At 67.2% G+C, this 20,933-nt stretch carries 20 protein-coding genes and 2 pseudogenes; 5 read left to right on the forward strand and 17 right to left on the reverse strand.

The genetic code is table 11. From position 1 onward, the window contains the following. The first annotated feature begins 42 nt into the window (after positions 1-42). The gene (locus tag B118_RS0126200; RefSeq protein WP_028193723.1) at positions 43-819 is read left to right on the forward strand and encodes a MerR family transcriptional regulator; all 777 of its coding nucleotides are present in this window, start codon (positions 43-45) and stop codon (positions 817-819) included. Here the strand turns inward: B118_RS0126200 and B118_RS0126205 are convergent. Together B118_RS0126205 and B118_RS0126210 are read right to left on the reverse strand one after the other, a co-directional pair. Next, the gene (locus tag B118_RS0126205; RefSeq protein WP_028193724.1) at positions 793-2,055 is read right to left on the reverse strand and encodes a M48 family metalloprotease; all 1,263 of its coding nucleotides are present in this window, start codon (positions 2,053-2,055) and stop codon (positions 793-795) included. The two genes, B118_RS0126200 and B118_RS0126205, sit on opposite strands and share 27 nt — an antisense overlap. 64 nt (positions 2,056-2,119) lie before the next feature. Further along, positions 2,120-2,731, reverse strand: coding sequence for a GNAT family N-acetyltransferase (locus B118_RS0126210; RefSeq protein ID WP_018811124.1), 612 nt, complete (start codon positions 2,729-2,731; stop codon positions 2,120-2,122). 1,462 nt (positions 2,732-4,193) lie between these two features. On the opposite strand from B118_RS0126210, the gene B118_RS0126215 reads away from it, so the two are divergent. Continuing rightward, positions 4,194-5,384, forward strand: a complete 1,191-nt coding sequence (locus B118_RS0126215) for a cytochrome P450 family protein (RefSeq protein ID WP_028193725.1) — start codon at positions 4,194-4,196, stop codon at positions 5,382-5,384. On the opposite strand, the gene B118_RS0126220 is transcribed toward B118_RS0126215, so the two are convergent. Then, positions 5,367-6,050, reverse strand: a complete 684-nt coding sequence (locus B118_RS0126220) for a DJ-1/PfpI family protein (protein ID WP_027647112.1) — start codon at positions 6,048-6,050, stop codon at positions 5,367-5,369. The genes B118_RS0126215 and B118_RS0126220 overlap by 18 nt on opposite strands. Positions 6,051-6,142: 92 nt before the next feature. On the opposite strand from B118_RS0126220, the gene B118_RS0126225 reads away from it, so the two are divergent. Further along, positions 6,143-7,480: an aminotransferase-like domain-containing protein gene (locus tag B118_RS0126225; RefSeq protein ID WP_027647111.1), complete on the forward strand. Its 1,338-nt coding sequence runs from the start codon at positions 6,143-6,145 to the stop codon at positions 7,478-7,480. A 432-nt stretch (positions 7,481-7,912) separates the two neighbouring features. Here B118_RS0126225 and B118_RS29375 read toward each other — a convergent pair whose 3' ends face one another. After that, on the reverse strand, positions 7,913-8,479 hold the full coding sequence (locus tag B118_RS29375; RefSeq protein WP_050590573.1) for a DUF6817 domain-containing protein: 567 nt from the start codon (positions 8,477-8,479) through the stop codon (positions 7,913-7,915). Positions 8,480-8,588: 109 nt separating this feature from the next. On the opposite strand from B118_RS29375, the pseudogene B118_RS29380 reads away from it, so the two are divergent. Next, a pseudogene (locus tag B118_RS29380) lies at positions 8,589-9,316 on the forward strand (class I SAM-dependent methyltransferase). Then, positions 9,285-9,872: a pantetheine-phosphate adenylyltransferase gene (gene coaD, locus B118_RS29385; protein WP_238324168.1), complete on the forward strand. Its 588-nt coding sequence runs from the start codon at positions 9,285-9,287 to the stop codon at positions 9,870-9,872. Before B118_RS29380 ends, coaD begins: the two are co-directional and overlap by 32 nt. Positions 9,873-9,921: 49 nt before the next feature. Here the strand turns inward: coaD and lexA are convergent. From lexA to B118_RS29400, 13 genes and pseudogenes are all read right to left on the reverse strand, one after another. Continuing rightward, a pseudogene (lexA, locus tag B118_RS29390) lies at positions 9,922-10,572 on the reverse strand (transcriptional repressor LexA). A gap of 260 nt (positions 10,573-10,832) precedes the next feature. After that, on the reverse strand, positions 10,833-11,765 hold the full coding sequence (locus B118_RS0126255) for a TniQ family protein (RefSeq protein ID WP_028189209.1): 933 nt from the start codon (positions 11,763-11,765) through the stop codon (positions 10,833-10,835). Beyond that, on the reverse strand, positions 11,762-12,808 hold the full coding sequence (locus B118_RS0126260; RefSeq protein ID WP_028189208.1) for a TniB family NTP-binding protein: 1,047 nt from the start codon (positions 12,806-12,808) through the stop codon (positions 11,762-11,764). The genes B118_RS0126255 and B118_RS0126260 overlap by 4 nt, the downstream gene beginning before the upstream one ends. Next, positions 12,805-14,865 (reverse strand): Mu transposase C-terminal domain-containing protein, encoded by a 2,061-nt coding sequence (locus B118_RS0126265; protein WP_080678182.1) that lies wholly within the window; start codon positions 14,863-14,865, stop codon positions 12,805-12,807. The genes B118_RS0126260 and B118_RS0126265 overlap by 4 nt, the downstream gene beginning before the upstream one ends. Next, positions 14,862-15,611, reverse strand: coding sequence for a TnsA-like heteromeric transposase endonuclease subunit (locus B118_RS0126270; RefSeq protein WP_028189206.1), 750 nt, complete (start codon positions 15,609-15,611; stop codon positions 14,862-14,864). The genes B118_RS0126265 and B118_RS0126270 overlap by 4 nt, the downstream gene beginning before the upstream one ends. Positions 15,612-15,678: 67 nt before the next feature. Further along, a complete protein-coding gene (locus B118_RS29395) occupies positions 15,679-16,071 on the reverse strand; it encodes a hypothetical protein (protein ID WP_043542191.1) in 393 nt (130 codons plus the stop codon). Positions 16,072-16,604: 533 nt separating this feature from the next. Further along, positions 16,605-16,799 carry a hypothetical protein gene (locus B118_RS0126280; RefSeq protein ID WP_026271725.1) on the reverse strand — a complete coding sequence of 65 codons (195 nt, stop codon included), beginning with the start codon at positions 16,797-16,799 and terminating at the stop codon, positions 16,605-16,607. Beyond that, complete coding sequence (locus B118_RS0126285) at positions 16,796-17,233, reverse strand: hypothetical protein (RefSeq protein WP_027645443.1); 438 nt, start codon at positions 17,231-17,233, stop codon at positions 16,796-16,798. Before B118_RS0126285 ends, B118_RS0126280 begins: the two co-directional genes overlap by 4 nt. A gap of 185 nt (positions 17,234-17,418) precedes the next feature. Further along, a complete protein-coding gene (locus tag B118_RS0126290; RefSeq protein ID WP_028193728.1) occupies positions 17,419-17,916 on the reverse strand; it encodes a hypothetical protein in 498 nt (165 codons plus the stop codon). Beyond that, positions 17,909-18,745, reverse strand: coding sequence for a hypothetical protein (locus tag B118_RS0126295; RefSeq protein ID WP_028193729.1), 837 nt, complete (start codon positions 18,743-18,745; stop codon positions 17,909-17,911). The genes B118_RS0126290 and B118_RS0126295 overlap by 8 nt, the downstream gene beginning before the upstream one ends. After that, positions 18,742-19,284, reverse strand: a complete 543-nt coding sequence (locus B118_RS0126300) for a barstar family protein (RefSeq protein ID WP_028189254.1) — start codon at positions 19,282-19,284, stop codon at positions 18,742-18,744. Before B118_RS0126300 ends, B118_RS0126295 begins: the two co-directional genes overlap by 4 nt. Next, positions 19,281-19,895: a recombinase family protein gene (locus B118_RS0126305; RefSeq protein ID WP_238324169.1), complete on the reverse strand. Its 615-nt coding sequence runs from the start codon at positions 19,893-19,895 to the stop codon at positions 19,281-19,283. The genes B118_RS0126300 and B118_RS0126305 overlap by 4 nt, the downstream gene beginning before the upstream one ends. Positions 19,896-20,091: 196 nt before the next feature. Further along, a complete protein-coding gene (locus B118_RS29400; protein WP_238324170.1) occupies positions 20,092-20,862 on the reverse strand; it encodes a hypothetical protein in 771 nt (256 codons plus the stop codon). Between the last annotated feature and the right edge of the window lie 71 nt (positions 20,863-20,933).

Raw genomic sequence — 20,933 nt, forward strand, 5'->3', positions numbered from 1 at the left:
TGAACCTTCGATTTAAACTATGGCCATCGATTACCAGGAGATTTGCTGTTGAAGTTTCAAAAGGCGGTCTACCGTCCGGTGGATCTGGCCCGGGTGCACGGGCTCTCCGCGCAGGCGGTCCGCAACTACGAGGCGGCCGGAGTGATCCCGCCGGCTTCGCGGACGCCGAGCGGCTACCGCAGCTACACCGACAACCATGCGGGCGCGCTGAGCGCCTACGTCGCGCTTGTTCGGGGGTACGGCTTCCAGCCGGCCGGGGAGATCATGAGATCGGTCCTCCGGGGCGACCTTCCCTCCGCCCTGGCTGTCGTCGATGCCGCCCACGTCCTGCTGCAACGCGACCGGGAGACCCTGGACCAGGTCGCCGCGGCGGCCGTCGTGCTGGCGTCCGGATCCACCTCGGCCGCGCCCGGTCCGGCCGCGTCGGTCTCCGTCGGTGCACTCGCCCGCCGGCTCGGTGTCACCCCAGCGACGCTGCGTAAATGGGAGCGGGCGGGGATCCTGGCCCCAGCCCGGTCCCGGACCGCGCGGGTCTACTCACCCGAGGACGTACGGGACGCCGAGCTCGCCCACCTCCTGCGACGCGGGGGCTACCTGCTGCACCACATCGCTGCCGTGATCGAACAGGTGCGCGCCGCCGGTGGGGCCGGCCCACTGGCGGCGTCGATCGAACGGTGGCGGGAGCGGATCGCCGCCCGCGGCCGGGCGATGCTCACCGGATCCGCTCGCCTCGCGGACTACCTCTCCTACCTTGAGCTGACTCGCGGTGACATCGCCACCTCAGCTATGGACTCACCAGGCCAGCACCCGGCGGGCTGACTCGTACTCCTTGGTCAGCTCGTCGTCGATGCGAGACGAACGCTGCTGGGTGAGCACCACCGCCGGATCGTGCCGCTCAACGCCCTCGAGCATCAGGTGGCGCAGACCGGTGGGTGGATGAGAGGAGAACAGCGACGCCTCCTCGCGGCCCGACAGCTGCCGCAACAGCGGCAGCTGGTCGGCACTGGCCGCCAGCGACTCGGCAACCGCCGCCTGCCACCGTTGGGGACCGTGCCCCGCCCTGGACTCCCGGCGTACGGCGAGCGACATTGACTCGATCCGTAGCGCGGCATCCAGCAGGCTCGTCGCAGCGGCTGTTCCCGCGGCCTTCGCAGACATCTCGTCAGCCAGGTACTCGGCCCGTTGACTGTCTCGAAGCGCCACGCACACGAGTGCCACATGCAGCACGAACAACAGACGAGACAGCGGGTATTGGATGACACGACCAAGGGCCGCCCCGATCCACTCGATGAGGCCGGGGGCGGTCGACGGCGCCGGGCGGAGAAGGTCCGCCGCGGAGCCGAGGGTGGTGAACGCCGGCTGGGTGAGCAGCATCCGCCGCGGGTCGCCGTTGACGAAGTGGCCGAGTTCGTGACCGAGCAGGGCGACGCGTTCCTGCGGTGCGAGGGACCCCCAGTACGGCAGTCCGAGACACAGCACCCGACGGCGGATGCCGATCGTTGCCGCGTACGCGTTGAAGTCGGCGTTGACGGCAACCACGTCGGGAGCGGGCGCCCCTACCGCCTGCGCCACCTCGTCAACCAGGGCGAAAAGCTCGGGTGCGCGGTCTCGACGGAGGACGTCGGCGTCGGGGTCGAGCCGCCCGAAGCGGGGCCGTAGTCCGACGGCGAGGGCGAGCAGAGGAACCGCCAGCAGCAGCGACGGGCTCGGGAAGGAGAAGGCGAGGAGCAGCCAGATCCCGGTGACAGCGAGGGCCACCACGCCCAGGAACAACAAGCAGGATGCGGTGGCGGTGACGACGGCGGCTGCGCCGACGCCACTACTGCCCAGCGAGCGCCCGAGTAGCCGGTCACACTGGCGACGGGTCATGCGGTACCCGATGTCATGGATCCGTCGGTCCAGCCAGCGCCAGCCGAAAAACGGGCCGATGCGCTCAGCGTCGTACGCTTTGAGGTTCCACTCGCAGGCTGGGCACCACGGCAGGGCCTCGCGCGGAGCGACTGTGGCAGTGCCGCATTCCGGGCAGGTGTCACCGATAGCCCTTGTGTCGATCATGAGCGCTGATTCTGCCGACCAACACTGGCACCTGGTACTGCCCGTTCGGCCGATCTGCCGGCGGTTAGGTTCCGTGCGTCCCGGGTACCGGGTGGCGTACGACGGCTGGTCGGATTGCCAGCCATTCCTGGCGGGTGGTCGCGTACTCGACCTCACCGTGTTCGCTGCCGGGCAGCGGGGCGTCGAAGTCCAGGTGGAAGGTGCGTACGTAGTCCAGCCCGACCGCGGCCATGGTCGCGCGCGAGGGCAGGTTCACCGCCATCGTCTCGGCGAAGATGCGGTGCAGGCCCAGGTCGGCGAAGCCGTGCCGGATCAGTTCCCGGGCGCCCTCGCTGGCCAGGCCCTGACGCCAGTACCGGCGCAGTAGTCGGTAGCCCAACTCCGCCTGCCCCTCGACCGGCCCCTGATCCGCACGCTCCGGCGGCTGCAGAATCCACCATCCGACAAACGAGCCCGCCACCAACCCGGCCCAGAAACCGAGGCCGGGAACCACCGACGCGGTGGCGATTCGCCGCCGATGCGCCTGCTCCACCTCCGCCCGCTGCCGCGGCCGGCCCAGATAACGCATGACTTCCGGATCTGCATCGAGCTGGACCTCACCCTCCAGGTGATCGTCGCCCAACGGCACGAGTTGGATTCGCGCGGTCCACAAGGTCGCCTGGGTCACGAGCGGCATACTGCCCTGGTCGAGCGGCTCACCTCAATCGATTTCCGCTGCGCGGTGGCGTCCAGGGAATGCTGGGTATCGGCAGCGGGCGGTGCGGCGGTGGCACACCGGACAGACGCCTCCGCTCGCCGGAGGCGTTGTGGCCGGCGCCTTTGGTTGCCGCCTCGTTGTCCAGTTTTCCACCTGGGTGCACCTCGGCCGACGAGCAACCGGTTGCTTCCTGCTCGGCCAAGCCCGCAGGAAGTGAGCCGCCGAGGAGATTGGTGCCGTCACTGTAAGGTTCTTTCGGTATCGTGAAGTATCACAACTCCATCATCGACTACCGATAGAATCTTCCCCTGCGACTAACCTCCACGCAGGTTTAGTTACCACACCAAGCCTCACTCGGCGACATCATCAACCGATCACGCAATCACCGGTAGTTCACGCCATACGAATTCATGTAAGCGAACTCGTGGCAACGTGCCTCCGATCGGCCATTGTGGCCGGACCAGCTACCATAAGCAGTATATTCGCTTCCACTGTTCTCAGTGCAGCGCACAAACTGCTGGAATTGATTCCAGTTGCCGCCGTTGCAGATTGACCACCTCAAGCCGCCATATGAGCCCAGCGAAGTGCCTCCAAGGGTGCACGACTGTGCTGCGCTTGCCGGAGAGGCTGGCGAGAACAGGGTCATGGGAGCTGCGATTGCGAGTGCTGCAATAATGGTCCGCAGGCCTTTTGTGCGATTCAACGAACACTCCCGCTCTCTTGGATTTGCGCAGTGTTGACCCGGTTGATGGAGGCCGACACGCTCACGGTTTGCTCGCAACAGCCTTTCCAGAATGGCCATCAGCGTCAGTCGGATTGCCGTCGTCACCCCCGTCAGACGAGACCGGCGGCATCTGCGCTGTCAACCGCCGCCGGATGCGCCCTACGCTACATCGATGCACTCAACGGCGTCAACGCTTACGTGGTAGCTCCTTCGATAGCGCCCGTTCGTGACCCGGATCCTGACCACAGGAGCGCCCCTAATCTCGGATGATCCGACTTACTTAAGTCGCGATTCGCCGACGATTGTTGGTCGGCGTGACCCCCGGAGTAGGTAGTGTCGCTGGATTGTGGAAGGATAGGGGCAGGGCGGCGCCCACCTGAAGGCACTTCCCACGAAGCACTGGGAGATAGCCTGCGTGACGGATCCTCGGAGCCAACGGATGGCGGCTCTTCGGAATTGGATGGAGTTCGCGGTTGGCGATGACCCGGTGGCGCAGGGCTTGAATCGGCAATCATCGAAGTATCTGGTTATCCTCCGCCGTGGCACGCAGGTCACCCGGACCGCCGAGGGCGACGGGAGGCCGTGCACCTCCATCGCGGTGCCACCCCCAACCGGCCACCACGAAGGCTCCTATAATCGACGAGGTCAGGGGTTCTGCTGCACCGATACACCGATCGTCGCCGCTGCCCGACTCCACACGTCGGCCCAGGAGTTGGCATGACGTCACAACCGGCTCCCGTCTTCGACCAGCTCCTGCTTCGTGACCCGCACCGGCGGTACAACGCGCTGCGGGACGAGGCTCCGGTGCATCACATCCGCACGCCAGACGGCGCGCCCGCGTGGCTCGTCACCCGCTACGACGACGTACGAGCGGCATTCATCGACCCGCGTCTGTCGGTCGACAAACGCCTCAGCAGCACCGATGGTGAGCACGGTTCGTCGCTGCCCCCCGAGCTGGATGCGCATCTACTCAACCGTGACCCACCCGACCACACTCGACTCCGACGTCTCGCAGCGGCCGCCTTCACCCCTCGCCGCGTCGCCGACCTGCGCCCCGCGGTGGAGCGGATCGTCAGCACGCTGCTGGACGGTCTCGTCGGCCACGACCAGGCGGAGCTGATCGGCTCCCTCGCGTCACCGTTGCCCCTGCAGGTCATGCAGGAACTCCTGGGCCTGCCCACCCAGACCAGCGTCGACTTTCGGAGGTGGACGAACACTCTGCTCTCCGCCGACGCCAACCAGCCCGCCCAGTCCCGATCGGCCATGGCCAACATGCGCCGCTTCCTGGTCGAACAGCTGGCACACAAGAGGGCACGGCCCGGCGACGACCTGCTGACGGGTCTCCTCGCCGCCCGTGAGGACGACGACCGGCTCACCGACGACGAACTCGTCGCGATGCTCTTCCTGCTGATGTTCGCCGGCTACGACAACACCGCCGCGCTCATCGGCAACGTAGTCCACGCGCTGCTCACCAACACGGAGCTACCGGCGGCGGTACGCACCGGGTCGCTGGCCCTCGACGAACTCGTCGACGGTGTTCTGCGGTGGAACCCCTCCTTCCCGCTGGCAGTACGACGATTCGCCCGTGAACCCATCACCATCGCCGGCCAGACGATCCCCGCCGGTGATCGCATCTGGCTCTGTCTGGCCAGCGCGAACCGCGACCCCGCACAGTTCACTGCACCCGACACACTCGGTACGACCGGCATGCGGCGCCCGCACCTGTCCTTCGGGCACGGCATCCACTACTGCCTGGGCGCACCACTCGCCCGGCTCCAGACGACCGTGGCCGTCACCATCCTGCTCGACCGTTTTCCCGGGATCCGGCTGGCCGTGCCGGCCCACGACATCCGGTGGCGGGAATCGTTTCGACTACGCGGGCTGGTCGCCCTACCGGTGTTCCTGTAGGGCGACTGGGTGGCAGCGGGGCGGGCCAGCGTCGCCGCCCCGGCCCGCGAGCGCCGACGCGGGGGCGGGCAGGTAGGGGGAGATGTTGCGCCAGACACGCTCGATGTATTCCTCCTTCTCGCCGACCGGGACGACATAGTGCAGCGCGCCTTCGGCGGCGTCCTTGCCCTGGAGGCGGGCGATAGCCCAGGCGGCGAGGTAGTGCGAGGCCAGGCAGCCGCCCGCGGTGGCGACGTTGTCCTTCGCGTAGAAGGGCTGGTTAAGCACCTTGACGCCGGCGGCGATAACCCAGGGCTTAGTGATCAGGTCGGTGCAGGCGGGGATGTCGTGGAGCAGACCAAGCTTGGCCAGTACGAGTGCGCCCGAGCACTGCGCCGCGATGAGTTGGCGCGAGGGATCCAGATCGCGTAGGACGTTGATGATTGCCGGGTCTTCGACGACTTCACGGGTGGCAATGCCGCTGCCGACGATTACGGCGTCAGCGGCGCATGCCTGCTTAAGGGTGGACATTTGCTCGATAACCACCCCGTTCATCGACGTCACCGTGGGGCTAGGGGTGGCGATCGTGACGCGCCAGCCGTCGGTCTTGATGCGGTTGAGCACACCGAGCGCGATCAGGGAGTCGAGTTCGTTGTAGCCCTCAAAGGTGAGGATGGCGATATGCACGGTGGCTGTCCTTCCGGTTGGGCGGGTCTGGACCGACGGTAGGAGCCAGCGAACAGGACAGTCAAAAAATTGTCATGGATACAATTCGGCGTATGGCATCCGCACGTTACAAAGCCCTGGTGGACGCGTTCGCATCCGACATCCGCGCGGGGCGGCTCGCCGCAGGTACGCGGCTGCCGACCCACCGTGGGCTCGCCGCCCGCGAGGGCATCGCCGTGGTCACCGCAACCCGGGTGTACGCCGAACTGGAAGTGATGGGCCTGGTCAGCCGGGAACAGGGCCGCGGCACGTTCGTACGCGACCCCGCGGTTCCGGTCGGCCATGGCATCGATCAGCAGGCAGTCGCCACGGATGCGGTCGACCTCAACTTCAACTATCCGTCGCTGCCCGGCCAGGCCGACCTCCTACGGCAGGCCCTGCGGGAGGTGGCCACCTCCGGTGACCTCGACTCCCTGCTGCGCTACCAACCGCATCGAGGCCGTCCCCGGGACAGAGCCTCGATCGCGCGGCACTTGAGGCGTCGCGGAATCATCGCCGACGCGGATCAGATCCTCATCGTCACCGGCGCGCAGCACGGCCTGGCCGTCACCGTCATGGCCGGGCTCAATGCCGGCGACGTCGTCGTGGTTGACGCACTCACCTACCCGGGCTTCAAGGTGCTCGCACACGCCTTCCACCTCGACCTGCAGCCCATTCCCACAACTACCGACGGACCGGACCTCGAAGCCCTCGAAAAGCTGTGCGCGGCCCGCCCGGTGCGCGCGATCTACACCATGCCCACCCTGCACAACCCGCTAGGCTGGGTCATGCCGGCGGCCGACCGCGTCCGTCTGATCGAGATTGCCCGACGGAACGGCGCGATCATCATTGAAGACGCCTCCTACGCCTACCTGGTCGAGGACCCCCCACCGCCGTTGGCCGCGACCGCGCCGGAGATCACCGTCTACGTCTCGGGACTGTCCAAGAGCATCGCCACGGGCCTGCGGGTCGGCTTCGTCCTCGCTCCGCCGACCACCGTGCCCGCACTCGAACGCGCGATCCGGGCCACCACCTGGAACACCCCGGCACTGACCACCGCGATCATCTGCCGTTGGCTCGAAGACGGCACGGCGGACCAGCTAGAAGCGCAAAAGCGCGACGACGCCAGGGCCCGCCAAGCACTCGCCCGACAAGAACTGGCGGGCCTGCCGCTCATCAGCCACCCCTCGTCTTACTTCGCCTGGCTGCCGCTGCCCGACGACGCACGCGCCGATCGCCTGACCGCCACCCTCGCGCGGCACCACATCTCGGTCACCACGGCGCAGCCGTTCACCACCACGGTGCACACACCGCAGGCGATCCGCCTCGCCCTGGGCTCCACCGACCTCGACAGCCTCCAATCGACGCTGCGTACCGTGCGACGCCTCGCCTTCGAGGACACCTACGCCTGACTGCCACGGTGAACGGCCGCGGGTGCGGTCACCGTCGAGTTCAGCGCATCGGTGGAGGCGGACCCGGGAGGTGCCGGCTGCCGCGCAGGTCCGCGGCCAATGCGGGTGGCGGTCCGGAGCTTCCGCAGGAACGCTTCATCCGCGCTGGTAAGCGTGAAATGCCGGAACGACTTCGCTCGGCCGAGCTTCGGGTCATCCGGAGAGGATGGCATCTGCCTCGCACTCGACATCGAACCCTCACCGAAACACGTCGAAGCCACCCGCGCGAAACTCAAACGCATGGTCAACCGCCACGTCCTGACCGAGGACCAATCCGGAGTGTTTACCCTCACCCCGAAACGGACCTAATACTCCAAACCGCCCTCTTAGGCGTGCGGCTGCGGATTGCGGGCCCCGGTTAACCAGGTGCGGTTTGGGGGCCGGTATGGACCGTCAATTCTGGGCCCTTGCAGAAGTGCTTTTGTTGCCTTCGGCGAGGAGTCGCTGCACCTCACTGGTAACCTGCGGGGAAGCGATCGGAGCCCAGGCGGCGAACAGGGAGCGAAAGTACGCGCCGTGCTTGTCCACGGTAGAAGGATCTTGATCGATGACGTCCAGTTCGTTGACGATGCTGAGATCCACGAAGGGTCGCATCTGGCCGGGGCTCAGGTGCCACGTCTGATCGGTGAAGCGGTCGACGACCTCACCGGTTGTCGCCAGCTCTCGCCAGGTCCGCCTGCGGTCGCAGGCCCCGTACAGATAGACCAATGCCTCAGCGTTGTCGCCGATGAGGTTTCGCAGCGTGGCTCGATCGTTCCAGTCGAGCAGCGTCACATCGAAGCCGTCCGTGCCGTAAACGGCATGCGCGAGACCGGCCAGTTGCGTGTCAACGCCACACTCCAGCTCAGCGAGACGGCCATGCACCCGGCATAGGTGGGCGTAGAGAGTGCCGCCGGGGTGCTGAATTGTCTCAGCTCCACGCTGCCGTAGCCAGCGCCGCACGTCAGAGTCCGCACCCATGGCCCGACCTTACGTAAACCGCCTCTGGCAGGCATACCGGCAGCGTGGGCGGTTCGTCACACCGCTGCACCCTTGCTTCCTCGGGTGTCCAGGCAGTTGGGTCAAAGGCATGGCTCGAATCGCGTTTGACGATGCGGACGCTGCGGCGTTCGAGGCGACCGTCACCTCACTGACGACGGGCTCTCGGCTTGGCGGGAGGCCGTGACCCGGCACCTTGACCCTCGTGCAGGCATGCGAATACTCGACCTGGGCTCCGGCACCGGAATGTGGGCGCGAGCCTTCATTGACTGGTACGACATCGAGGTCGCCGCGGTCGAGCCCTCCGAGGCGATGCGTGCCCGCTCGATGCACCAGCCTGTCGTGCATGGCGACGCCGAGCGCATCCCGCTCGACGACGGCAGCGTCGACGCCGCCTGGATCTCCACGGTCATCCACCACGTGCCAGACCTGAACCGTGCAGCCCGAGAACTACGCAGGGTCGTCCGCCCCGGCGGCCCGGTGCTGATCCGCTCCGCGTTCGCCGGCCGACACCAAGCGATCACCCTGTTCCGTTACTTCCCCGAAGCCATCCGTGTGCTCGACACCTACCCCAGCGTGGCCGACGTCGAAGCAGCCTTCACTGCCGCCGGGTTCGTCACCGTCGGCCTCGAACAGGTCCCGCAGGTCACCGCGGCCTCACTACGCGAGGCTGCGACGGCACTGCGCCACGAGGCACACACCCCTCTGCAACTGATAAGCGACGACGAGTACGCCGCAGGCCTGGCCCGACTGCGCAAGGCAGCGCAACGTGAGACCGGACCGGTGGTTGACGCCCTGGACCTCCTCGTCCTCACCTGAGCAGCAACAAGATCTTGAGAAGATCACAGACAATCGTGGCAATATGGTTGGGGTCGCGGTGACTGCTATATCGGATCGTGGAGTGGCGCCCGTGCGCGTTTCGATGGCGGTTTATCCAGGCACGTTCGATCCGTTCACCCCGGGACACCGCGACCTGGTGGCCCGCGCTCGGGTGTTGTTCAATCGGATCATCGTGTTGCTGGCGGTAAACGCCGAGAAGCAACCGACCGCCGGGGCCACGGCCAGGGCCGTGCAGGTGCGCGACGCCATGCCGGCAGCCTGGGACAACGTCGAAGTGGACACCTGGACCGGCCTGACCACTGCCTACTGCCTCCGCCGCAGCGCCACGGTCATCGTCCGCGGCGTACGCACGGCCGCGGACCTTGGCTACGAGTACCAGCTTGCCGCGATGAACGAGCAACTCGGCATTCAGACCATCTGGTTGCCGACCCGTCCGCACCTGGCCGCCATTTCATCCACGGCCGCACGCGCACACCGATCGGCACAGTCGGCCCGCCGGTCGCATAACGCTGAAAGTAAGGCTCAGCTACCGTAAGCCATCCGTCCAGCGTTGATTCTCTGTCGCCGCTACGGGCGGGGCACGCTCAACTACGACGCAACACGCAGACCACCTTACTGAGGATCACCGCGCGGTCACCAGGGATGACGGGGTAGCGCGGGTTGCACGGTAGCAGGTCCACGGCGCCGTCCCGGATGCGCAAGACCTTGACGGTGGCCTCGCCGTCAATCATGGCGGCGATGATGTCGTCACTGTCGGCTACCGCTTGCTGCCGCACCACGACGACGTCCCCGTCTGCGATGCCAGCCTCGACCATTTAGTCTCCCCGGACATGCAGCGCGAACAGCCTTCCGTGGCCGACGAGCTTCCTGGGCAGGGTCAGGACTTCCTCGACGTACTCCTCGGCCAGAATGGGAGCGCCGGCAGCGATGCTGCCCAGCAGCGGAACCTGTACGCCGGAGCGTGAGCCCGGATCGCCGAGGGCGTCTGGGCGACGCGTTGGGCGGGCGTCAACAGCGCGTGGCCCGTGTGCAATCCGGCGCAGGAAGCCGCGCTGTTGGAGGACCTTCAGGTGGTGCGCCACCGACGATGGAGATCCGAGCCCGACCGCAGCGCCGATCTCCCGCACCGTCGGTGGATACCCATGGCGCTCGACCCACTGCCGTATCACGGCCAAGATCTGTCGTTGACGAGGACTCAAGCCGGGCAGGTCCGGAGGCAGCCCCGAGGTTGTCATCCTCGGACGATGCCCCCGCGTTCGATCAAATGTGCTAATCGGCCTGCGTCGCCAGCACGGCCTGTCAGGACGTCACCCCCGAGTCCGGTTCACTCAAGCAGCCGCCGCCCCCCAAGCTTCACTGGGTCGGGTCGCAGATAGTCGGGCCCACAACTCCAGCTTCAGCGGGATGTCTCAGATCGACTGGGACAGGACAGCCAGCTGTCCCGGCTCGCTGTAGTTGATGCATAAGCGTCCTTCTGGCCTGGGGTGCATCAGTTTCATTGAGCCGTCCATTCTGGGTGCGGCCCAGTGAATCTGATGTTCCTAGAAACAAGGGCGTCTCCCCGGATGGGGTTCGGGCGGGCGTAGATTTCGATCCAGTCGGCGAGCATGCTGTGGTGGTGGGGATGCCAGGTGTCGCGGGCTTCGGACCAGTCGAGGCGGTTGCCGAACTCGGCGTAGGCGCGGGCTCGGGTCGTTTGGTAAGCGACCCGGGTCTGCCAGCGCCGTTGGACGAACAAGCTCGCTGCGGAGACGATCTCTGGGTAGCTCGCGGCGTGGAACGCGGGATCCTCCGCGTGGTGCCGTTCCCTGGCCGGCCGCAGGACGGCTAGGCGTGGGCCTTGAGCGTGGCCGAGGTAGCGGCCGTGGATGTATTCCCAGGAGTCGAACGCGGCTCTGGTGGCGATGAGGAGGGCGACCTGGCCGTGACGGCGGACGAGCCGCCGGTGGTGGATCTGCGCTGACTTGATCTCCGGGAGGTGCTGTATGTCGATGGCGTTGTCGGTGACGGGCCACGCGGTGGCCGCGGGTGCTCGGGTGCCGAGCCAGATGTTGTGCTTGACGCAAGCGGCGATGTGGTGGGGGTAGTAGCGGTGGACCGGGCCGCCCCGGTGCCGGCGGACGCAGGGTGGGCAGGCCGGTCGAGCGAACGCTTGGAGCAGCCACCAGCGTGGTGCGGGTTGGCGTAGTTCGGGCAGAGCGAGCTGGAGCTGGTGAGCGCAATGGCCGGTGAGCGCACTCAGCTTGTCGAGGTTGAGGGTCCGCGTCTGTCGGTATGAGTTCTTGTCCGGTGAGGCGTCGATGGCTGTCTCGATGTCGCGGATGGTGGTGTGGTTGACCGTGGCGAGCCGCCGCAGGTAGGAGGTGACGGTTTCCCAAGCGGTCGGAGGCGTGGGGATGGGCAGCCGTCGTGTGGGTGGGGTGGTCATGCGGCACCCGATCGTTGGCGGGCTTGGCGGGCGGGACTCGGGGCGGGGGTGGCCGTCTCCGCAGCGTGGTCGAGGCGGATCGCGTCGAGGTGGCCTTTGGTGATCTTCTCGGTGCCGTCGAGAATGGCGTCGATCGCTGCGCCGCGGATGAGGTGGGAAAGGCTGCCGATCATGCCGCGTGATCGTTGGTAGAGGTATTCGCCGTGACGGGCGAGGGCGCCGGCCTTGTGGCGGTGCAGCCGCAGGGCCTGTTCCAGGGTGGCCACCAGCGCCCGCCAGCTCTCCTTCTGGCTGTTGGTGCCGTAGGCGAACGGCCGGGTCGCGATGGTGGCGAATCGGCTGGCGATCTGTTCACCGCGGGTGCCGGAGAACAGGTTGGCCCGTTCGACGTTGATGCCGGAGTAGACGAACGTGGCGGGGATCCGCTCGGAGAAGTATTTGAGCTGATCGGACGCCTCTGCCCCGGCTCGGGTGGCGAGGTTGAGGTTGTGGATTTCGTCGACGAGCACCAGGTCGCAGCCGACGTCGCAGAGCACGGCGCAGACGGCGTTGGTGACGTCGGTGATGTTGGACCGTGCTGCCAGGGGCAGACCGAGGAAGCGGGCGAACTCGACGGCGAGCATGCGGGGTGTCGCCGCTGGCGGGACCGTGACGTAGACGACCGGGATCCGCGGTCCGGTAACCGGGTTGCGCAGCGCGACGGCGAGTTCGTGGGCGCGGCCGAGTTGGGTGATGGCGGTCGTCTTGCCGGTGCCGGCGCCGCCGGTGATGATCAGCCCTCGGCGGGCAGATATTTGCCGGCGGTTGAGGATCAGCAGCCGGCGGACGGTCTTGACGACCTCCTGGATGGTCGGGGTGTTCACCACGATCAGGTCGCTGTGGTAGTCCAGCCGGGCGTCGTCATAGGCGGCCTGCTCGACCGGGCTCAGGTGCGGCCAGTCCAGGTGTAACTCGGGCGGGCGCGGGTCGCGCTGGACCCACCGGGACCAGCCTTCCTTGCTGGTCAGCGGCTCGTCAGCCGGCGGGGCGAACGCGGCGGTCATAGCCACCGTTGCGCCTCCTCGCGGGCGTCGAAGATGCCGAAGGGGATGACGTTGTCGACCTGCCCGTCATCGGGCTCGTCGACGTCGTCATCGGGTGCGGATGCGGGAGCGATGCGGGGCCGGTGCGACGTCGCGGCGGCCCGGGTCCTCGCTGCCACCCGCCGATCGGTCTCACCCGTCGGGGCCTGCGGTGCGGGGCCCTCGCCGGCGCGACGCAGCAGGCCGGCCAGCACCCGGGCGGTCGCGGTCTCAGCCGCTTCGCCGCCCGGGTCGGAGGTGACCTGTTGCCGGGCATGGCGCCAGGTGAAGTCCGCGAACGGCGCGGCCACCATCGGCAAGTGCGTCCACCCGGCACGGATCCACCCGCCGTCGCGGTGGTTGCGCACCCAGACGTGCGTCAGGTCATAGGGGTCGTGGCGAACCTCCCACAACCCCTGCCTGGCCACGACACCGGAGTGCTGCCTGCGGTAGGGATTTAGCGCCTTACTGTCGTAGGTGCGCCCGCCGAGGCGAACGCCGTAGTCGTTGACCGTGCGCCACGTCCCCGGCAGCAGCTCGACGTAGTCGTCGCCGGTGAGCATCAGCGGGACGTAGCCGGCCGCCGTGACCAACACCGCGAACATCTCGTTCGGCGACAGCACCCGCCCGGTATCCGGGCTGAGTAATCCCTCGTGCGGGCGCTGCTGCCACCCGGCGACGATCCACTCATCGAGCAGGTCCTGCATCTGGGCCATCGACCACACCGCCTCGGCCTGCACCTGACTACCCCGATGAGCCACGTCCCGGCCGGTGTAGCCGGCGACGTACTGACAGAACAGCGTGTTGATCGACCCGAACGTGCGCTCGACGATGCCCTTGTCCGTAGGGCTGCGCGGATGCGCCGGCTGCACCGAGATCCCCAACGTCTGGCAGGCCCGCAGAAACGTGTCGGACAGATAGACCTTCCCCCGATCGCAGACGATCGTCTCCGGCACCACCACCGGTTTCGCGGCGGCCTGCTCCATCCGCGCGTCGATGTCGGCCAGCCGCCGGTGCGGCAGCCGCGATGCCGCCATCCGCAGCGACTCGTCCCAACCCGGCCGCATCGGCTCGGGCACCAACATCCGTGCCAACAACAGGGACGCGTCCACGCCCTTCGTGCCCACCGGCCGCAGCACCGCGGCGCAGATAGTACGGGTGGCGACATCCACCGCCGCGGTCAACTCGACCCGACGGGCCTGACCGTCGTCGAAGACCACCATCACGTCCAACACGGTGGTGTCGATCTGCACCTGCTGACCCGGCCGAGCCGCCCACGTCACCGTGAACGGCCCGTCCGGTCGATTCGCCGTCGACCGGCGGCTGGTCGCCGCGCCGAAGGTGTGCTGACCGGACGACAAGGACGCGACCAGCCGGTTGAACGTCGCCTTCGACGGCAACCGCATCACCCCAGCCCCGTGCCACTCGGTCAGGATGTCCTCCACCCGCTGGCGTAGCCGTTGACGCGTGCCGGTCGACCGCGTGACCTCACCGGACAGGGCCTCACGGATCGCGGCCACGACCTCGGCATCCGCCCTGCCGACTGGCGACGTCGCCCGCTGTGACCGCCCGTCGACCAACGCCCGCAGGCCGCCGGTTCGGTAACGCTGCCGCATCCGCTGCACCGTCACGCCGCTGGTCTTCATCCCGGCCGCGGTTAGCTCCTGTGCCTTGGCCGCCTCACGCTGGCGCAACGTTCGGTGCTGCGGGTCGTACTCCGGTTTCGGCGTCATTCCCGGTTCGGCATCCGGAGGCAGGCCGGTTTCCACCTCCACGATGTGGCGCTCCCACCGCCGAGCCCGGTCTGCGACATCCTCGTCGAGGTCATCGAGCTGGTGAAGGGCTATCACCGCCTGCGCCGCTGCCACGGCCCCGCCGACAACCCTGAAGCCCGGCGAGTCGACCAGGTGCGTCAACAGCACCACCGTCGGCGTGCCGTCCGGGCCAACCAAGCGGACCCGCGAACCGGTCAGCGCCACGACCTGCTGCTCAACATCCTCGAAAACCACCCGGTCGCCGACTCGCAACAGCCGCGTCACGAGGCGGCCCGCACGATCGACGACGAGTCCAGCCGCACCGCCAGGTCAACATCCAGACGACGGGACCACAGCAGATGGAACAGCGTAGGTAGAACAGCGATCGGATCCCCCACCGTCTCGGCACCCTTCATCAGCGGGAACGGCTCCATGAACACCTCCACCAGGCCGGCCGCGACAGGTTCGACGAGATGGCGAGGATGCCGATACCCGGCCAACCACTGCACATTGGCCAACCACACCGCCTCATGCGCGTGGACCAGCCGGTAGCCCCAACCGATATCCGCGCAGGCCCGCGCGGTGGCCTCGAACCTCACCGCATCGCGCGGCTTCACGCGGGACGCAGGGCGGCAGTCGACCACAACACCCGTTCCGTCCGCCTTGCGCGCAAAGAAGTCCGGCGCGTGCGACCGGACCCGACCGTCCTCCGGCCAAAACAACCAGAACGGCTGAGCCGCGAATGCGACCACCGTCGGGTCGAAGTCCATCGCCATGGCCTCGTCGCGCTCCAGCCAGGACTCGTACCCGACATGTCTCCCCGAACTGGCCGACCAGTAGAAGCCCGGGTAGTTGCGCTGACCCCGGTACGACGGAAACGACCGCACCGGCGACAGCCGCTCGAACGGCACCTCCGCAGCCTCACTCATCGTCCGACGGACCTCATCGCCGTCGGGACCGGCGTACGCGACTTCGAACCCGGTCGGAGGGACCACCCGGGAACCGGGAATGGCCCGCAGGCGCTTCGCCAACCCTGGCCTCCTGACGACGTCCCTTGCGTTGACCCCACGCGGGCAGATCCCTGTCGCCGAACGGAGCTCAGTCTCCGTACCAGTGGAGCGCCAGGCCCGGCTCGTCACGCCACCGCACCAGCAACGTTCGTAGCGCCGCCACCAACCCACGCTCCACGTCGTCACCCGCCGCCGCCTCCAGACGGTCAACTTCGGCATTGAGCTGCGGCAGATCCTCACGGCTGAGTACGCCATCTGACCACGGGTCCAGCTGGCCCAAGATCGGAAGTCGGTTTCCGCCGGCCGCGTTCATCAACGGCAGCAACTCCTCCACAGACACGTCGAGCAACAAACCGCGTTCCTCCGCCGTGGCCCACTCTTTGGCGTCAGCGCGGTGGCGCTCACGCCGCTGCGCCCGGGTGGCACGACGCAGTCTCTTCGGACGCGACTGCGGAGGGCGCAGCACCAACAGCAGACCCACCCCGGCGACGGTACGGCATCACTTTCACTGAGCCGGCATCAGATCCACCGATCCAAGACGTCAACCTCACTGAGCCGCATCAGATGCGCCGAGCCAGGACACCAGCACTCGACCACGCGGCAGCGACCGCGAACCTCGATACACCATAACAGTCATTATGATGTATCGAGATTTTGTCCGCTTTGTCACTTCCTTTGGATTTTCGGATTACCAATAACAAAAATTCGATAATTGGCCACTGGTTGTGCCTGAAGATGAGGGAGAGCGTTGGTACCGCTGATGTGGCGGCGTGCGGTGCTGAACAATCCGGCGCTCGGCGGTGCTCGCGTCTTGTGGCCTGTCCGTAGTTTCCAGCCCAAAAACAACGCTAAGCAGTTGATCTAGCCCTGCACCTGGGGCGCGGCTGTCCTGCGATGCGAGTCGCAGGGACCATCTCGCCGCTTTCCTGCGATCCCGGTAGGTGAGATGCGAGATCAGTGGTAGGTGAGGGGCCGGGGTTGGGCGGCGAGATCAACGTCTACGGGCGTGCCCGTTTAGGCCGCCTGGGCATGCGTGGCGCTGATGCGGAACGGGTGGGTGTACTCGGCACCGCAGCCGGCGCACCAGGCTCGGAACAGCAGGCTGGTGGCGGTGTCTGCGAGACTTGGGTCCACCTTGTAGCGGGTGCCTTCGATCATGGCGTAGAGGTGCCGCCAGCGCATCGGGCAGAGGCAGGCCGTCGTGTTCATGCCGCCGTCTGTCCGTCGTCGGGGTCGGGGGCTCGCCACTCTCGGGGCTTGGCGCCGGTGGCGTCGGCTACCTGGGCGACGTCGCGGTGGCTGTAGGCGGTGCGCACGCCGGAGATGGACATGCCAACGGCGGCGGCCACGTCGCCCAGTGTGTAGGGACGGGGCTGGACGAACTCGCGGCTGTATGCAATCAGCTGGCGGATCCGCTGTTCGGCTTGCTCCTTGGCGCGGCGGGCGCCGGCCAACGCGTCGATCAACGGGTCATGATCATCATTTTCCCACGCCATCCGTAGGTTCCAGACGATGTTCTCCTGCTCTTCAGCCGCTTGGTCGCGCGCGGCGAGGAATCCGTCGTCATGTTCCTCGCCGCGTTCAGGTTGCGGGATGGGGCACAGGATTGCGGCCACGTCGGTGAAGATGTCTCGTTGAGTCATGTCTTACATTCTGCGCATGTAGTTGCGATGATCGCAACTAGTTTTGCACGTCGCATTTTCGTCTAGCCTCTGCAAATTTGTGATCTTGTTCGAGAATCGACCGTTTCCCGAACAAGATCGGAAACGCCAAGCCGGCCCGGTCAACCCCGTACATGTGACCTTCGCCGGTTAGTGGCGGTGGAACTCTACGGTTGAGTGGCGCGTAGTTGTGCTGCGCAGCAGGCTCGCACCGTGTTCTTGAGTTCCTCGATCGGTGGCCCCCAGCCGCCTTGCCACGCGTCCTCGGTGCCGTAGAGCTGGCCTAGGGGAAGGTCGATCACCTCGTTGTCGTAGTCGGCGCGCATGACGATGTCTTCGACTTGTTGGGTGACCCAGAGCTCGCCTGCGCGTTCGGACAGGCACATCTCGGCCAGTTGTCGGAATGCTTCGGCGGCTGCTGCCATGGTGGTGGATGGCAGTGCGATTCCCAGCTCGGCCAGGGCGGCGGGGAGCAGGTCGTTGACGGTGTGCGAGTCTCGGCCGTTGAGCCCGGCAAGTTCCCGTAACGCTGGGCTGTCCTGGCCGTCGGCCAGCCACTGCGCGGCCCACCAGGGGACCTCTTCGGTGGGTGCGACGCCGAGCACGAACCAGGCCGCCACCGTGACCGGTGTGGGGGTTCGCGGGTCATGGTGGTGTTCAGTCATCGGCCGCGACCAGCAGGGACAGGATGCGGTTCACGCGGTCAATGAGTACCAGTTCGTGGAATTCGGTGTGGACGCCGCCCCAGTCGTGGAAGGCCGCCGGGCCGAGGTCGCGTAGCTTGTACACCCGGTCGGCGGCGCGTAGCCGCTGGTACGCCTCCCGCTCCAGGTCGGGCCGCAGGTGCTCCGGAAGCGGTGCGTGTTGCTCGGCCCAGGCGCGTAGGTGCCGCTGGGCCGCGTCGGCGCCGATCGGGTCGTAGCAGGCGGGCCTGATCCGTTCACGCCAGTACGGGCCGTGCCGTTCAGGGTCGCCACCGGGGTCGCTGCCGGCGTAGTTGTCGCCGAAACGCTCGTGTGCGATCAGCGCCGCCAGGAGGGCGCCGTCGTCGTCCGCTGTTTCGGGTAGGCGGAAGTGCTGAAGGTCAACCCACTGGAAGGTGCCATTGGCGAAGTTGATGAAGGCGTGTGCGAAGTGCACAAGCCGGGCCGCAGCGGTTGGTGCATCGTTCGCGCTGATAGAGGCGTCGGGCCCTTGCAGCGCGACGAGCAGGCGTAGCTGAACTTCGTGAGTGAGGCTGACATGCCATGTCACTTCGCCGGTGACTGTAGTACCGAGGGGCGGGACGACGTCGTGGGCTATCGCGGTGCTCTCGGCGTATCCCAGGGCGTCGGGCATGCCGTCGATGCGGATGAACACGCCGAACGGCTTTCGGGCGATGACTGTGCCGGTGACCCGTGCTCCGCAGGGTAGCGCCTGCACGGTTGTCGGCCAGGCCCTCCGGAGCCGATCCGGGTCGTCGTCGCGCGGGTTGGGCCAGGGGTACCCGGTCATGGCCGGTCCTGCTGACGGGTGGAGTCGAGCCACTCCGCGTCGTTCCATGCCACCGGCGTCGCGCCCACTGGTTCGAACCGGATGGCCGGGTCGTTGGACTGCACCAGACAGCACACGCGGTGCCCGAACAGTGCCGCTGCGCGGGCCTGGCCGGCGATGATGTCCAAGACGACCTGCGCTGTCCGGGGACAGCGGCGGGAGAAGGTGTCGTAGCCGGTAAAGATCAGCACCAGACCGGTCGCGTCCGGGGTGGTGCCGTAGTCGTAGGTGACCACGTCGCTCAGGCAGTCGTTGAGCGCGTTGAGGTTGTGGCCGTAGTAGTCGGGAAAGTGCAGCGCCGCGGCTATGTCACGATGCAGATCCGCCTCCGATGGCCAAGTGGAGGCGTCCAGCCGCACCACCTGGTAGCCCTGTTCCCGCAGCGTCGCGACGACGGTATCCAGCACCGACGTGCGCCAGAACAGCCGCACGTATGAGGGCGCCACGAGCCTAAATGCGGCGTCACCGGACAGCTCAGCGTCGAGATCGAACGCGCTCACACGAGTTCCGCCGAGGCTGGGTCCGCGAGGTAGCGGTGCAGGGAGGTCTTGGGGATGCCGGTCTTGGCGGCGATCTTTCCCAGGCTGGTGCCCTGAGCCTTCAGCAGCCGGGCGTATTCGATCTTGTCGGCGGAGTGCGCGATGGGGCGGCCGACGTGCCGGCCCTTGGCCTCGGCTGCGGCGCGGGCATGCGCGGCGCGTTCGGCGGTGAAGGTCCGTTCCATCTCGGCGAACAGTGCTAGGAGCAGGAAGGCGATGCGGCCCATACCCTCATCGGTGGTATTGATCGGCAGCGGATCTGCGAGGGACCGTACGCCGATGCGCTTCTCGGCGAGGTCGTGCACGAGGTTGAGGACCTCGCGGAGGTTGCGGCCGAGGCGGTCGAGGGTGTGCACGACGATCGTGTCGCCTGCTCGCGCGTAGCGCAGTAGTGCCGCCAGGCCCTCGCGGTTGATTGTGGTGCCGGATTTTTTGTCGGTGAAGATCTGCTCGCCTGGGATGCCGTCCGCGGTAAGAGCGTTGAGTTGCCATTCGAGGCTCTGTTTGGTGGTGGAGACGCGGGCGTAGCCGAGGTCGAGCCCGGCTGGAGGGTGCGGTGCGGCGGCAGCCATCCGGAGATCGTACCGGAAGTCGGCGCTGAACCGCATTTTCGGAACACCCATTGTGGGACGAACTGTGGAACGAGTGGGTGCCGACGCCAACCACCACGGCGGCCACGCCTTCACCGTCGAGCCCTAGCGACGGCACCAGCTCCGGCCCTGCCGACCAACCAGGCTCGGCGGGGCCGGACCTGCACGTGGCGGCGCCCTACCAGCCGCGGCGGGTCTGATAGGGCGGCAACTGGTTGCGCAGCACCCCAGCGAACTCGATCCGCAGGGCCGCCAGGTCGACCGCCCGAGCACCCATCCGCTGGCCCAAGTCGGCGAGGGGCCATGACGCGAGGTAACCGAACCGCACCGCGTACACCCCAACCGTGTGCAGGCGGTGACGGTCCGAGTAGTCCATCAACGTGTACCCCAGCAGCTGGTCCAGGTCGGTGCGCGGCAGCGACGCCGCCCGGCTACCGTCCGCGCGGGGCTTGCCGCCCTGGCCGGCCTTGAAGTCGACCAGCATCCCACCAGCGATCAGATCCGCGTCGGCGGCGAGGTCAGCGCTGCCCTCGAACGTCATCCCGGTCGTCACCGGTCCGGCCGGCAACACTGGCAGCAGCCGCTCGACCGCCAGGTCCCACATCGCGACCAGGTCAGCTACCTCCACATCATTAGCCAGCGCGAGTAGATCCGCCGCGCCACTGGAGGCGTTCAGGCGCATCAGCCGGGAGTGCTCCACCGACGCCGCCCGGTACAGCTCCACCAGCAGCGCCAGGGCGTAACAGACCCGCGCCCACCACTCGTCACCGCGATCGGCGAACCCGGCCGGGCGCATCCGCGGCTCCACCTCACGGTTCGCCGTCTGGCGGGGTGACTCCCCGGCCGCGAGCTCGTGAAGCAACTCCTTGCCTGCCCGCAGGCACGGCGCCCGTCCCGACAAGAGACCGACCAGCGGCAGGGCGATCGACGGCTGCGGGTCGACAAGCATCCGCAGCCAGAAGTCGATCGCCGCCCCCCTGCGTACCCGGCGCCGCCCCAGCCGGCATCAGCACCTGCTGA

This window comes from Salinispora pacifica CNR114 (assembly GCF_000514775.1).
Taxonomy (GTDB): domain Bacteria; phylum Actinomycetota; class Actinomycetes; order Mycobacteriales; family Micromonosporaceae; genus Micromonospora; species Micromonospora pacifica.